The organism is Desulfopila sp. IMCC35008, assembly GCF_010646885.2.
GTDB lineage: Bacteria > Desulfobacterota > Desulfobulbia > Desulfobulbales > Desulfocapsaceae > Desulfopila.
The window spans coordinates 4,461,172-4,476,441 of the sequence record NZ_CP050700.1 but is presented as its reverse complement, the minus strand read 5'-3'; the positions used below and the strand labels follow the sequence as shown (position 1 = coordinate 4,476,441).

The following is a 15,270-nucleotide window of genomic DNA, read 5'->3' as shown; positions in this document are numbered from 1 at the left end:
TGTCTTTTGATATTAATTTTTTAAGATGGCGTTTTGGATGGAATGTGCAAGAGTGGAAAGGGTGATAGGTTTTTCAAGAAAGAGAGACACACCTAAGCCCTTTATTTTTCTGATTTCATCACTCTGGGCATAACCACTGACTACAATCACCTTCAGTGCCGGTTTATTGTTCCGGATTATTTCAAGTGTCTCCCGGCCATTAAGGCCTTCTCCCATGACCATATCGAGCAGCATCAGGTCAACATCGTTGGATTGGAGGAAAGCTATTCCTGCTTCACCGCTGGTTACGGAAGTGACATTATAGCCAATTTTCTTCAGTGATTTTTCTATCACCAGATTTTGTTCGGCCTGATCATCGACAATAAGAATTTTTTGACCCTGCCCTTTTAGCTCCTTTACATCAAATTGCTTTGCTACAGGACACGTCTTATCATGGGTAGATGGGAGGTAAATTTCAAAAGAGACACCGGGGTATGTGTTTTTTACTTCAACCCAGCCGCAATGGTCCTGGACAATGTTCCAGACAATAGACAGACCAAGACCTGTTCCGCTTTGCCCCATGACTTTTGTGGAGTAAAAAGGTTCGAAGATGTGTTCGATATGGTCTTCATCAATTCCGGGGCCGGTGTCGGTAATCGTTAGTTTTACATAATCTGTACCATTGTCTGCTGATTCGCCGATGAGCATCGGATGAGTGAAAATGCAGTTTTCTGTTGAGATGTGTATTGCACCATTGTCCTGGACAGCCTCAAGTCCGTTGCCAATCAGGTTTAAAAGAATTTTATGTATATGTTGCGCTGAGCAGCAGCTATTGTGGAGATTTCTGTGGAGTTTGGTGCGAATCACAACGTTTGGATACTCTATCTGTCGTTCACTGTGTTCCAGTGAATTCAGATAGTTATGAACTATGTCATTGAGGTTCTCAACGGATTTTTCCAGTTTCCTACCCCGTGCTATGGTAACAAGGTCCGATACCACTGCGGCGGCTCGTTTTCCTGCTGATTGTATCTTTTTGATATGATTGTAATATTTGTCAGATTCCTCCATTTGCATGAGCAGCAGATCGGGATAACTGACGACCCCTGCTAGAATATTGTTCAGATCGTGGGCAACTGAGCCAGCCATTAATCCCAGGGCATTCAGCTTGTTTGCCTGGGCCAGTTTGTTCTGCAGGTCCCGTTTTTCATCTTCGAAAGTTATCCTGTCCGAAATATCACAGATAGTACAGACCTGACGCTGTCGGCTCTGGTAGATGATAGTCCGGGATTTAGCTTCGACATATAACTCGGTACCATCTTTTTTCAGTCCCAAAATGTTACATCTCAGATTAAAATTGTAATCGAACAGTTGTTGGGTGCTTTTCAGAGTTGTTGGGATGAGGATGAGGTCCAATGCCAAACCATCATTAAGATCTTCACGACTGTAGCCGAACATATCGAAGAATTGCTGGTTGGCTTCAATGATTTTTCCGTCTTCATGAATGACGACGCTTTCCCATGCTGCCTCTGACAGAGCTTTAAATCGTTCATTACTGGTTTGCAGTTCCCGTTTAAGCGTATTGTGTTGAAGGGCTTTCTCGAGTGTCTTGATGAGCAGGTCGTGATTCAGTGGTTTGCTGAGAAAATCATAAGCTCCAAGCTTGAGCGAGTGTACCGCCGTCTGTACAGTGTTAATCCCTGTCAGCATTATTGATGTAGTTTTCGGGCATGAGGTGCTGATGTGCTCAGCCACATCACAACCAGACATGTCCGGGAGGCCGACATCAAGTAACGCCAGGTCAAATTGTTCTCTGTCCAGAAGCTTAAGAGCTTCATGGCCACTATGTGCGAGGAAACAGTTGTAATCGTAATGCCTTAATATATTTTGAAGACTGTCGGTAAAACGTTTTTCGTCATCAACCAGTAGGATTTTGGGTGTATGATTCATTATTTTCCCCAGTTGTACGTGGTGATTGAGTGAGCGAGTTGGGTAAATAGATAGTGAAGGTCGTTCCCTCGCTCTCACTGCTTTTGCAGGTTAATGTGGCTCCAATGTCGTTTACTGCCTTGCTGACAATAGACAAGCCCAGGCCTGAATGACCTGTTTGCTTGGTTGTTATGAGTGGTTGATAAAGGTGTGCGCGAACATATTCGGGTAGTCCTGGGCCGGTATCCGCAACAACTATTTCAATTCCATCACTTTCTCCAACATGATTGTCTTGACTCTTTTTCGTTCTGACAATGACTCTGCCTTTGTTTTCCATCGCCTCAGCAGCATTTTTGATAAGATTGATAAGAATCTGCTTAATGGCACTTGGGGATGTTGTGATGAAGGGAAGATTGGTCCCCGGAATAAACGCTAATGTTTTTTCAGGAGTATCAAATAAGGACAACCTGCTTAACTGAACGATATTGTCGATCGTCTTGTTGATATCTGTTTGTTTAAACTCAGAAAAAGGGGCTTGCGAAAACATATCCATCTGGTTGACCATCGCTGAAATACGATGAATTTCCTCATCGATGATCTTCAGCTCATGCTGGAGTTCGTTTTGATCCGCCATTTTCAGTTTCATGCCAGCAAGGTAGTTACTTATAATCCCGAGAGGATTATTGATTTCGTGGGCAAATTTCCTGGCTGCCATTGAGACGGCTGCCATCTTCTCGGCCTGCACCTTTTCTGCTTGTATGGCCTTCTGGTTTTCAAGATGAAGGCGTAATGAAACTTGCCGGGTGACAGTGTTGATAAGTTTAAGGTCGTTTGATGTTGCGATGTCGTTGGAATAGGGTGGGGTTGCAACGACGATTCCTATCGGTTTCCCGTCCATTGTCAGAGGAATCAGCAAAAGGCTGTCGCTGTCAAAGATGTTACGAATCTGCACGTCTGCGAGACTGGCTGGTTGCTGCTCTTCTGTCAGATAGGCGGGGGAACTCATGTCGTTGTAGCTTCGGACGATGGCGCTTGAACTATTATGTATTGGCAGACGTATTCCTTTACTTACCTGGTGGAGAGGGTTTGTCTCCGAGGTTCTTCCTTTGAGCAACAATCCTTTTTTATCCGGTAGAAGAAAGAGGGTCTTATCGATACCGAATAGAAGGTTGAAAGATTTTTCCAGGGCGGCCAATATGCCTTTCACATCGGGTGCCAATACAAGATTGTCGAGCACCGTGGCAAGCAGGGAAACATTTTTAACGTGTGCTGATAACTCTTTTTCCATGGCACCGAAGGCAGCCTCACTGTCAGTGAATGGTTGTTTCGGGGATTGGCTGTCAGTATCAGTTCTTGCATTATGTGGTTCTAAATGAGGAGCGGAGACTGTCTTTATATGTCGTATGTTCATCTGGTCGGCAATGTTTCGAACCTCACCATTAGTCTCTTCCAGGATTTGTTCAATATCCTTGCGGTCCAGCCCCAACAGCACGTTACATGTAGAAAATACCTGGTCGCTGTTCTGTTCTTCCTCCAGCAAGAGGTTGGCAACATAGATAATTTTGACGAGCGGAAATCCATGTCGAATTTGTTCAAAGGGGTGGTGATGGTAAAGAATGGAATCGGCAACCAAAGAAGACATCTTCCACTGCCGAACAAGCCATGAACCGACTTCGCAATGGTTGATTCCGAGTCCTTCTTCTTCCAGGGATAAAAGGGACGATCCAGTTTTGTTTTTCTCTGTAACTAAGCTATATTTCTCTTGAAATGTTGATGCAAGTATGAGCTTGCCAATGTCGTGAAGGAGGCCGGCGAGATACACTTCATCACTGTTGCCACATGATGTTGCATGACAGAGTCGTTTGGCCAGGGTGGCACACATCAATGAGTGGTACCAGAATACCTCTGTATCGAGAACACATCGTGATCTGTATCGTTTGCCCCTGAATGTTTGGTGGATCGACATGATCACCACCATATTCTGAATAGTCTTGGGACCAAGATAAACAACAGCCTGCTTTATGCTTTTAATGGGTTGGTGCAAGCCGTAATATGCCGAGTTTACCAGTCGGAGCACCTCGGTACAGATAGCGGGGTCTTTGGTTATTGTGTTTGTTAAGTAGGCAATATTGACATCATGCACATCACATATTGCAAGTAGTTTCAGCAGGATGTGCGGCAGAGTTGGCAGGTTACCGCATTTTTCTATTTCAGAAATAACCTGTTGTTTGCCGTACATAAAAATAGCCTGTCGTGTTGTTTAGTTTGTAGCTAAATGGCTGTACTAAATTTTCTGCAATTGCCTCAACCTGAACAAAAATGACAATTCTCCGACATGCTCCTGGCGCCGTGATATGTATAACGCGTATCGAGCCGGGAATCTTGCAGCAACGATAAAAAAACTGACAAGGTGTTGCATTTATTTGTGGTTGTTCAGATTTTCTCTAACCTAACAGTATAGTTTGATACCATTGCTGGCTGGATTTTCAATAGTTTTTTTTATTGATTATTCGTTGAGGGTTCCGAAAATACAGCATGTTTTTTAGCTTTTGCAGGTCGCTGAGTCGCTATCGTGCTGAAAATATGCAAGAAAAAGAAGTGGGTGACTGATTTTGGAGTGATTTCAAGTAAGAAGAAACCGAAACAACGCAAATGTCGAACAACTTACAAAAGGAAGTGTCGCGTAATGGGCCTGGACGGGGCGAGGCTATGCTGGTTGTCCGCGCGCTTAATTAGAAGGGGATTGACTGCGGTAAATATCAGTTTTCAGTTATCGAGTCCGCTGTTTGGGGAGTGAAGAGCTGTTCGGCTGAGTTCTGCAAGATCGCGTGTTGCCTGGGTGGCGAGTTGAAGCAGTTGCTCCTGTTTCGCTGTATATGCTTGAAGACCATGTTTATCTATGCTGCAGGCGAGGACACCAATTTCTCTGTTCTCTTCTTTTAAAGGGAGTCCTAATACTCCAGTATTACCAAGGATCCTGTTTAACTGCTGATCCATAAGACAGGTCTTTTCGGTAACAGAATGGGTGTCGAGAAATTCGATGTCGCCTGTCGTCAAGGCCTTGACCAGCAGGCAGTCTGTAACTTCCATCGAAATCTTCACGCCGTGCAACTGATGATGTAGGTGATCCCCTGAAGCTCCTTTCACTTCAAGGGTAGTTTTATGGGAGTCGAGTAGAAAAAAGATGATGTGTTTAAATCCAAACAGGGTCTGTATGCTATTGACAATGGTTTTCAGACAATCTGAAACATGATTGACAGTGGAGACTGGGGGCATTATGCCTTGTATAAACAGGTAATTCATAAGCTGTTGGCCAAGATTGCTGTCACTGTTACTGTACTCATCTCTTGCCTGTTGGACGACCTGCTTTGCTCTTCGCTGCATGGTTGCCAGATCTTCAATTGTTATATCGTCGAATAACTCAGCGAGGGTCTGCCTCGGTTCCTGTTCTTTTGCTACTTGATTGGCTACGTAAACAATACGCACCAGATCAAATGCGGTTTTGATCTGTTCTTCGGGATAGTGGTGAAAGTGGACCCCATCGCAGATCATGGTGTTGACCGGGAGTGATCTGAGAATGTTAGCTCCGGTTGCAGCATGATCGTCGTGGTGGCAATCCGTTGCAGAGGCTGCAAAAGGGAATTTGCCGATATTAAGGAGAAGACCGCAGAGATAGGCATCGTCCGGAAACGGGTACTTTATATGTATGGCTAACTCGTTGGCAAGGATAGCGCAGCATTTACTTTGTTGCCAGAACTGGATAAGGCTTGGCTCGTCCATGACAGCGGGTTGTGAAAAGGCCCCATCCATAACCGCTTTTAATAACATTGAGCGAATTTTAGATAAAGAACTGGTTTCGAGAAAAATCCTCAGGTTAAAAGTATTGTCTCCATGTGACCCCGGTACTAATGATGCGAGCTTCAGGGCTTGCAGGGTCAGGGCAGGATCATTGAGGATCAGGTCTGTTGTATGGGGTCCGGCAATAGTCCCTTGGGATATAAGCTGAAAGGCAGTATGGAGTATATGCTTAGGGCTGTTGAAATCGGTATTTGTAGGATGACTCGGCCATTGTTGCGTATATCCGGGTACAGTCATTCCGTTTTTGCCATCTCCATGGGTTGTACCGGATGGGAGCGCTGAAGGAGTCTGTTCTTCAGTATATAGCATTTCATCAGGATTGATCGTTTGAACAGGTGGCGCTTGCCGGGTATCAAGGGTACTCAGTTCTGTTCCCGGCTCTTCTTCAGAATTTTTTATGTCATTTGCCTGTTTGGGGTCTGTGTCAGTTTTTGGGCAGTACGTTTGTAAGTAACGTTGCCAGAATGTTGCAAGGGAGGAATCTTCAGTTCCAACATCCCATTCTTCGACTATGTTTGAAGCAAAGGCATGGATGCAGGTAGCTGCAACTGATTGTGGATAGAGTTCCAGCAATGGTTTCTGTTGGGAGACAGCTTTTTCAAAGCACGGATCTCGCAGGATGATGCCGGCAGGACTCACCGAAACGCTTAAATGTTTGTCGACAACTTTTTTATATCGGCTGTACGTTTTCTTGGCCAGCTGAACAGTAGAACAATTATTTACCAGTATCCTGACTCTTCCCTTGTAATTGTTGGCATCCAGTACTTTCAGTAAAGCATATGCGTCAGTGAGAGACGTTGCTTCAGGGGTAAGAACAATGACAGTTTCGTGGGCTGGGAGGCAAAAGGATATGACATTTTGTGATATGCCTGATGCTGTGTCTATGAGGAAATAATCGTAGTCACTGAGTTGGGAAAATGAACGTACTAATTGGTTCAGTTTCGTGCCGCTCAGATTCGCAATTTTCTCAACACCGGAACTGCCGGGGATAATATCAAAACCCCAAGGGGTACTAAGAATAATGTCTTTAAGTCCCTTGTCATTGAAAATGACGTCATCCAGTGTGTACTCCTGTTCCAGCCCCAACAGGATATTCGCATTGGCAAGACCAAGATCAGCATCAAAGAGGCATGTTCTGTAGTTCATTGCTGAGAGTCTGAGAGCAGTATTAATACAGATGTTGGATTTTCCGACTCCACCTTTTCCGCTTGTTATGACAATGACTTTGGACATGTTTGAAACATCTTGGTATTATTCTTTGATGGACTTAGTATTTAGCTTCCAAGAGCTTACATACTATTTATTAGACACACAAGAAGAAAGAGCCTGGTCTCTTCCGCCCGTTTCGGTTGCAGATGGTGTGTTTGTTTTGCCTAACCGGTAGAGGGCTTGTGCCCGAGCGCTATTCTACAGCAAAATACCGGAGAGGTTCAACCTGCATATGTGTTGTTCTATTCTGTTACACCAGTGTTGTTTGTGAAAACGCGAGTTGTCCGTATCCCAACCACTTATCCGGGAGGTTTGCCATGAGCAGCAATTTCGGAAATTTCAAGCTTGATGCACGGCCGGATCGTATCGACTTAAGGGACCGTATCTATCTACCACCACTCAAACCATTAGCTTCGCAGTTCCCGCCTCCACACTTTATACGGGATTATTTCCCGCTCTACCAAAGCCTTATCCTGGATCAGGGATCGGAAGGTGCCTGTACCGGGTTTGGTTTGGCCTGTACTATCAATTATTTGCTCTGGTGCCAGGTGGTGCTGAATAACAGGGACGGGAGGAAACTGACCAGAAAAGATCTGCCTGCCGAGGTGAGTTATCGTATGTTATACCATCTTGCTCGTTTCTATGACGAGTGGCCGGGAGAGGATTATGAAGGTTCAAGCTGCAGGGGGGCTGTAAAAGCCTGGTATAAACATGGAGTGTGCAGTCTGGTTTTTTGGCCATATCGAGACAGAAACAACAAAGTTGTTTTTATTAAGCCGTCTGAAGGGTGGGAGGAGGATGCCGCAACGCGCCCTTTAGGAGTGTATTACCGAATCAAAAAGGAATCGCTTACAGACATGCGATCGGCAATTCAGGAGGTTGGCGCGGTGTATGTCTCCGCTCAGGTTCATGACGGTTGGAGAGTCAAGGCCAGGGGCGGGGAGACTCCAGGCCATGACACCCTGCCCCGGATTAAGTGGAGTGAATCCTCTACCATGCAAGGTGGGCATGCCTTTGCACTGGTCGGCTACAATCAGTACGGGTTTATTGTCCAGAACTCCTGGGGGGCTAATTGGGGAAACCTCGGTTTTGCCATCCTCAGTTATGACGACTGGCTGGAGAATGGCCGGGATGCCTGGGTTTGTGTGATGGGAGCACCGACTGTAAACCGGGTGAAGGCACACTATATTTCATCTTCAGCCAACCGTGAAAAATTCCTGTACAGGAGAGATCCTGGCAGGTTTTCACTGTTTAAGTCTCAGGAGAACGAGCATGTTTACCGTGATCCGGCTATCAAGCCCTGGGATGAGGAAGAAGCGTATAAGCACACCCTGGTAATGGGCAACGATGGCAAGGTTCTGAATCGATTGCTGGCCAATGACGGGCCAATTGATACCGTGAATGATATCATTCTTGAGAAGGCCGGAGAGTGGTTGGCAGACAGACCGAATGGCGAAAAACACATTGCTATCTATGCCCATGGCGGACTTAATAGTGAAGGAGATTCAATTAACCGTATCCGTACAATGGCCCCTTACTTTAAAGAAAACGGCGTGTATCCAGTGTATCTTACCTGGCGTACAGGCGTGTTGGAATCCATTACATCTATTATGGGGGATTCTGTCGGACGTTTTTTCCCGAAGTCGGAAGGGCTGGATGATCTGCTGGAGAAGGCAAAAGATGAGCTGACGGAAGTCCTTGATCGAACCCTCGAAGTCGCCTGCGAGAAACTCGGGGTGAAGGCAATCTGGTCGCAGATGAAACAGAATGCTGAGGAGTCGGCCATGAAAGCCGATATGGACCGGGGAACCTACCTGCTATTGAAATCACTGGTCGCTTTAAAAGAGCAACACGCAGATCTGCAGATACACCTTATTGGCCATTCTGCGGGTTCCATTATTCTCGGCCATTTTCTTGACGATTGTACCCGGAACAGGTTGCAGGTTGCAAGTTGCACCTTGTATGCTGCGGCGTGTACTCTTCAGTTCGCAAACAGCCAGTATCAGAGGGCACATGAGAAAGGTATCCTGACCAAGGATAAACTGGCCATGTATGTGTTGAGTGAAAAAAATGAGCTAGACGATACTGTCGGCCCGTATCAGAAATCGTTACTGTACCTTATCAGCAGAGCGTTAGAAAATGGGCATAAAACTCCGATCCTGGGAATGGCAAAGAGTTTTTCCGCTGCCTCATTGGATGATGGGTGCTGGAACAGTAATCTGGTTCACGAGGTGAAAAAATGGCAGGAGTTCTGGGCCGGCGACGATATAAAAATTCTTGATGCAGAACAGGTGTGCACTGCGGCTAAGTGGCATGGGGATACCATAGTTAATGAATTGTCACGCATAGACGCCGCGCATGGCAGCTTCGACAACGATATCCGGGTAGTGACAGAGACCATTGCCCGGATGACCGGTGCCCCCTTGAAACATAATGTGGAAAATCTCCGTTATTAGTGAATCTTCTTCAGGGCCGGTTATTGGAGATAACATTCCGGCCTGGGAAGGAGATGGGCGTTGTGAAATATAATTTGCTACAGCCAGGACAGAATGATAGCATAAGTGTAATGCATATTTTTATAATGATTCAGGCTCACTGCACACCACTTTTTAGCCACTTTAACACGCGAAATGCTCATCTGGGAATGTCGATACACCATGCAATACAACTGGGGGCAGATGTAACACTGCCGGAATGTGTCGTTTCAGCCAGAGCTTCGACCTCAGTTCGTTCCTGCGCTTATGCCGTGTCATGGCTTTCGGGGATGCTGTTCCTGTTGGCTGTTTTTTTCCTGTATTATTTGTATATCGCCGGGGATTGCCCAGACTACGTCACCTCAGGTTTGCTTTTCTAAAAACCTCTGAAAGTAAACATTTGCTAGAGGTCATAGACCGCCATCTCAATGCCTTAAAGCGCGACCCAAAATCAGTTATTCACCGGATCGTCAACTCGTACCTGGAGGGCAGTCAATATGGCCTTGATTCGTATGGTGATATTTGGCCGACCATGTTCTGGTTGGCCATCCTGAGATAGTTCCTGTCATGGTTGATACGCCTTTGGCAGGGCTTCAGGCTGTTTCGGTGGGAGAGGCAGACTGTTCTGTCGGGTCTTGGGCATTAACGATTTCCTGGTTCGGCAACATGGTATCTCAAACCTGAAGTTGGCCGCACGCTACGACATGTTGATGTCAGGCCAGAGCATGGCTGTCAGGAAAGACTGGCCGGAACTATCCAAGAAACTGCTATAGATACGCTGAGAAATGCCAATCATACTCTGCACCGACTACAGCCCTATCATGAACAGGCAGAAGGCAGAGGATCTTGGTATTAAGGGGTTTTCCCTAAAGCTACTGTCCAAGAGGGATATGGGACTTCTTGTCAGGAAAGTCCTTGATTCAGGAGCAGATAGACAAAAGGCATTCGGGTGCGTTAAGCTGGAGCAGGGTGGGCACTCTTTTACGGGGGGCTGTATGTTAGCCCCCGGGCGCTTACTCGTCTGGCACCTCGACCTGTTCCTGCTCAATGGTGTTTACTTTCTCATCAATCAGGGTGTCGATTTTTTCCATTGCTTCTTCCAGTACCTGGTATATTGAACTGGCACTGTCGTCGTCATCCTTTTTACCCAGATGGTGACCAAAGAGCTTGTTTATAGGGTCTTTTGCCAGGCCGACAATTTTGTCATCGTGGTTATCGAATTGTTTAACAAGTTTTTCGAAAAACTTGTCGAAATCCGCAAGGAATTTTTTGTTATGGTTACCCGGTGCCGACTTGTCAACGTCATTAGCCGGCTTACCCCCATCTCCCTGTGCCGGCAGGGTTTGAGTTGTTGTTGCCGCAACGGCAGAGCTCATCTGATAGGATTGCTGATAACTGATATTGGCTTCAAAGGATGCAACAGACTCGTACCCGCCCATTTCCATGGCTTCATCCAGTGCCCCGAACATGTCGCCCTGCTTCATCTCATGAATAACTCCGTCGAGTCCTTGCAGCAGCGATTCGATATCTGCAAGCTCATCTTCGTTGAGATTTCCTTCCACAGTAAACGAAAAGCTCTGGCCTGAGGCCAACGTAATCTCCCGGATGCTTTCACTGTAGAGTGCGGTTCCGGTTTCGTTCTGCACCATGCCTTTGCTGTCGTACAGGTAGGCATCCATTCGTGAGTAACTGTTTGCCGAAAGAGTAACCTTGTCACCTTCTCTGGTTTCCAGTACCAGATCTGTATCGAGGTTTTCGTTATATTTAACTGATTGTTCCCTGACTATGGCAGACGATAAAGTGTCCGGCTGGGAATTGTGTCGCGGGGATAGTCCCATCTGTGGGAGCTGGTTGGTAATATTGCTCATGTTATTCCTCCTTGAATTTTCAGGGACTCTCCCGGGATGTTGGATTTTTTATGGGGACCCTGAACATAAACAACCGTATTAAAACTTATCGACAGATGATTAATAAAACTTTAACGGTTTTTCGGGATGATATGCGATTACCGCAAAAATCTAATCATGACGTTGGGTTCGTCAGGCAGCCAATGATCGAGGGCTGGCGTTTTTTATGGTAAGGGGGAATTCCCGGCTTCAATGAGTGAGAAGCCGGGATAAACATGGATTAAACAATTTCAGCTGGTTTGCAGAGATGGGCTGAATCCATTGCCAATCTTCCGCATGATTCGCAGGAGTATTTCAGGGATGCAAGTTTGCTTTTGCAGACGTGTGATGCCGCGACATCCTTTTCACCGCAGAATTTGCAGTCGATTCCTTCGCTTGACGGGTTGCAGAGATGTCCCGGTTTGTCAGCCTCTGCACCGCAGTTCTGGCATGTGTAAGCCATGACTATCCTCCTTTTTTTCCTCTATTCGTGATACCCGGTAATGTCGGCCGGGATAGTAGATATCATGTACCACAAAGTGGTACTTCCACGACACAAGCTAAGTGGCGCAACATTACTTGTCAACCCTCTCAAAAGGCTTCAGTGAAAGGGTTGGGACGGTGGATATGAATTGGAGGTTAATGCAGGAGCATCGCATCTTAACCAATGGTGTTGGCATGTGTTCAGTGAGTTGGCACCATTGAAAAAAGAACCGGGCTAAACAAATACCACATTGTAACCGATAAGGTAGATAGAGGATTAGCAACATCGGTTTGCTGATTATTATTGGAGCACGATAATTTGGCGAGTATTTGTGTGGTGACTTACAATCCGCATAGTGTGCCGAGTTTTAGGCTCGAGAAAAAAACAGAAAAGGGCTGCCATGATACAGTCAACCCAACTTCCCATAGTACCGCCTGCAAACTCGGCTGCGATCCTGAAAAGGGATGCCGAAAATAATGAGGCGGGGCAGGGATTCCAGGATATCCTGGGCCAAACCACAACCGACGAGACAACAGCGACTCCTCCTGTTGTCAATAATGGTGCCGCAGATGGCACAAACACAAGCAATCTTGCACCCTACTTGTATGAACTTTTGGGAAATACAAAACCGGCAAGCGTTAACGAGGAGCAATTGTTTGCAGGAATTGTGCATGAACGGCTTATTGCTGCCAAGGGAGAAGAAGCTGCAAACGCCTATGATGTTGCTCTGGAAAAGCAGATGGGTAGCCACGAAAGGGCTGATGGGTATGTTTTTATGGAAGATGCAGCCAGAGCTGCTCTCAGGGATCTTGAACAGCAGGGAATTCTGACCCTGGAAGAAGCCGAAACCATTCATGCCCAGGCATTCCAGGCGTCACAGTTGGATTCAAACAAAAATGCTCTTTATGATTCCTATGGAACAACACAGAGCGTTGCCTCTACGGAATCAGCGATGGAGAGCGCCCTGGCCACTTTGTTGAAATTTGACAGTGGGGAGCTGGAAAGCGGCAGGATGTCACTTTCATTCACCCAGGGTCAACAGGCAGGTTCCAGTGTAGCGGGGACAGCAGCAACTTCCGGTACCACCGATTCAATGACGGCAGCTGGCCTAGTAGCCGGAAGCACGGTTCTTACCGGTACTCAGGCTGATATCTCAGGCATCCGTTGGAATCCGGTTTCTAAAGGTGTAGGCAAGCTGGCTGTTGTTCTGCCTTCCGCATTGCAGGATGTAGAGCAGGTCTATGTGACAGATACCCAGGGCAACATCGCTGAAAAGGGATTTCTTGCCAGCGAGGATAAGGGACGTCATGTTTTTCGGTTTAACGGGAAAGGGGGCTCCTACCCCTCACCCAGCATTCTTCATGTCGAAATGGGAGACGGCAAGCTTTATCAGTTCGAGATAAACTCTCCTGGTTCGATGACGACGGACGTCAAACCATATGTTTCGTAAATTCTTGGTGAAACGTGTCTGTTAAGTAGCTCCGTTGTAATCAGAATATGAAACAGCAAAAGGTGCCGGGATCTTTCCCGGCACCTTTTGCTGTTTCAGGGTAACAATCACATTTTCAATTGGTCTGGCCAAACCAATAGTTACTGAGTATTATATGCCCAGTTATGGATCTTCTGAAAAGAAAAGAGGGCAAAATATGATTTCCAGGTTTGTGTTGAATGTCGTTGCTTTTATAGTGTTGATACTCGGGGCATCGACGGTGATGGCAGGTGCTGTTTCGCATGAGGTTCGTCTATATCATGACGATACGTTCCAGGAGGAACAGCAGAAATTCATTCCATCGGATACCATTTATGTGCTCATCGACTTTTTTGACTTGAAAAAACAGCAATACGCTCTTTCAATCGAGTGGATTCGCCCGGACGGAGTGTTGGTTCGCAATGATAGTTATGAGTTATCTCCGGAGAGTGAGCCGTTGTCAAAACAACTTTATTTCTGGATGCAGTTGCATGAGAAAGGGCCGCTCAGTCAGATGTTAAGCGGTAGTGAATTTAGCCCGAACGTATATGGTGACTGGAAGGTCCGGATTTACTGTAACGGGGAGATATTGTCCATCATCGGATTTACCATGACCGATACGATCTTATAATTCCGAGAAGTTGCCCTCATCCGCCCCAAAGTCCTTTACTTCTTCTCCTCAAGAGAGAAAATTTGGTTTACACCCTCATCGGCAAAAGGTAAAACTCCCTGGTTATAGATTTCCCACAGAAACTGCGGGTCCTTGTTGCCGTAATAGGGTAAAAGGCCCGGTAACATACTAGTAACTAAAGGTTCATTTTGGATAGTGTGACAAATTCGAAAGCGGAAACCGCTGCAGGCGCTGCTGCACCTGGCAAAAAGCCCTTTCAGCTCAGCAAGGGGCTGCGGTACCTTTTCAAAGGATGTGTAGGAGTGGCATTTCTGCTGGTCCTGTTTTCTTTTGTGCAGAAAAATGAGGTGGTCGAGGTGCTGGGCAGGATAGACTGGTTGTATTTCAGTCTCTCATTCCTGCTGGTACCGGTGATGCTTTCAACCAGCTGTTACAAATGGAGAATCCTCTTAAAAGTTAAGGATCCGACCGTTTCGTTCAGGGATTTGATGAGGATTTATCTGGTCGGTTATTTCTTTTCTAACCTGCTGCCCTCGAATGTGGGTGGCGATGTGGTCCGTTCCTTCTATAGCGGCCAGATAATCAAAGACCAGGTCTATTCTGCGGTAGCGGTCTTTCTTGAGCGGTTCACAGGTGTCCTGTTCCTGATCATGCTGGTGATTGGAGCACCTCTTTTTATACCTGAATTGTATAGCAGTCCCTATTTCTATTTTCCGAGCCTGGCAGCATTTATCCTCCTCATTGTTATTCTCTGGGTCATGACTGTAAAGGAACCCTTGAAACTCCCTGATGCAATCGCCCATGCGATTTTTGGCGGTTGTCGTTCCGTAGCAGAGAAGACAGGGCTTAAAATCCTGGTTTGGCCGGTTGATTTTCTGCAGGGCGTGTATGAGAACATTTCCGGCAAGGTCGCAAAATTTCACGTGGAATTGATGCGGGCCATGACCATAATCGTGAAAGAGCCTGTATTACTTGCCAAGGTGGCGGGGGTAACAGCTTTCTTTTATATGCTTACCTGGTTGAACGTCTATGTATCGTTTCTCGCTTTCGGGGTTGATCCCGGTTTTTTCGTGGTGTGTGCGCTGACGCCGACAATCATGTTTATTGGCCATCTTCCCGTTTCAATATTAGGCAATTTCGGTTTTTTTGAATCGGTCTTTGTTTTTTATTTTAGCATGATGGGTATAGCCACTGTGGACTCACTGGCCATGGGGCTGTTACTGCGGGTAAAGATGCTGACACTTGGCGGGGTTGGTTTTATTGTTTACTTGCTTTATAAACACCGCAGGGCAAAAGAACTCACCGAACTGGAAGAGTTTGCCAGAAAAAAAGGCGACGTCTCATAGGCAACTCAT

At 46.3% G+C, this 15,270-nt stretch carries 9 protein-coding genes; 4 read left to right on the top strand and 5 right to left on the bottom strand.

The features are described 5' to 3' along the window. Window positions 1-12 precede the first annotated feature (12 nt). The 3 genes from GA520_RS19320 to GA520_RS19310 form a co-directional block, all read right to left on the bottom strand. Window positions 13-1,926: a response regulator gene (locus GA520_RS19320; protein WP_163338874.1), complete on the bottom strand. Its 1,914-nt coding sequence runs from the start codon at window positions 1,924-1,926 to the stop codon at window positions 13-15. Then, entirely contained in the window at window positions 1,895-4,144 is a 2,250-nt protein-coding gene (locus tag GA520_RS19315) for an HDOD domain-containing protein (RefSeq protein ID WP_163338873.1), read from the bottom strand. Before GA520_RS19315 ends, GA520_RS19320 begins: the two co-directional genes overlap by 32 nt. Before the next feature lie 527 nt (window positions 4,145-4,671). After that, window positions 4,672-6,996, bottom strand: coding sequence for a P-loop NTPase (locus GA520_RS19310; RefSeq protein ID WP_163338872.1), 2,325 nt, complete (start codon window positions 6,994-6,996; stop codon window positions 4,672-4,674). A gap of 293 nt (window positions 6,997-7,289) precedes the next feature. Between GA520_RS19310 and GA520_RS19305 the strand changes: the two genes are divergently transcribed. Then, window positions 7,290-9,428 (top strand): C1 family peptidase, encoded by a 2,139-nt coding sequence (locus tag GA520_RS19305; RefSeq protein ID WP_163338871.1) that lies wholly within the window; start codon window positions 7,290-7,292, stop codon window positions 9,426-9,428. A 1,031-nt stretch (window positions 9,429-10,459) separates the two neighbouring features. Here GA520_RS19305 and GA520_RS19300 read toward each other — a convergent pair. After that, window positions 10,460-11,314, bottom strand: coding sequence for a hypothetical protein (locus tag GA520_RS19300; protein ID WP_163338870.1), 855 nt, complete (start codon window positions 11,312-11,314; stop codon window positions 10,460-10,462). 259 nt (window positions 11,315-11,573) lie between these two features. Further along, the gene (locus GA520_RS19295; protein WP_163338869.1) at window positions 11,574-11,795 is read right to left on the bottom strand and encodes a hypothetical protein; all 222 of its coding nucleotides are present in this window, start codon (window positions 11,793-11,795) and stop codon (window positions 11,574-11,576) included. Window positions 11,796-12,216: 421 nt separating this feature from the next. Between GA520_RS19295 and GA520_RS19290 the strand changes: the two genes are divergently transcribed. The 3 genes from GA520_RS19290 (at window position 12,217) to GA520_RS19280 (ending at window position 15,261) form a co-directional block, all read left to right on the top strand. Next, entirely contained in the window at window positions 12,217-13,266 is a 1,050-nt protein-coding gene (locus GA520_RS19290; protein WP_163338868.1) for a hypothetical protein, read from the top strand. Window positions 13,267-13,462: 196 nt separating this feature from the next. Beyond that, a complete protein-coding gene (locus tag GA520_RS19285) occupies window positions 13,463-13,915 on the top strand; it encodes a hypothetical protein (RefSeq protein ID WP_163338867.1) in 453 nt (150 codons plus the stop codon). Between the two features lie 197 nt (window positions 13,916-14,112). Then, the gene (locus GA520_RS19280; RefSeq protein ID WP_163338866.1) at window positions 14,113-15,261 is read left to right on the top strand and encodes a lysylphosphatidylglycerol synthase transmembrane domain-containing protein; all 1,149 of its coding nucleotides are present in this window, start codon (window positions 14,113-14,115) and stop codon (window positions 15,259-15,261) included. The last annotated feature ends 9 nt before the right edge of the window (window positions 15,262-15,270 follow it).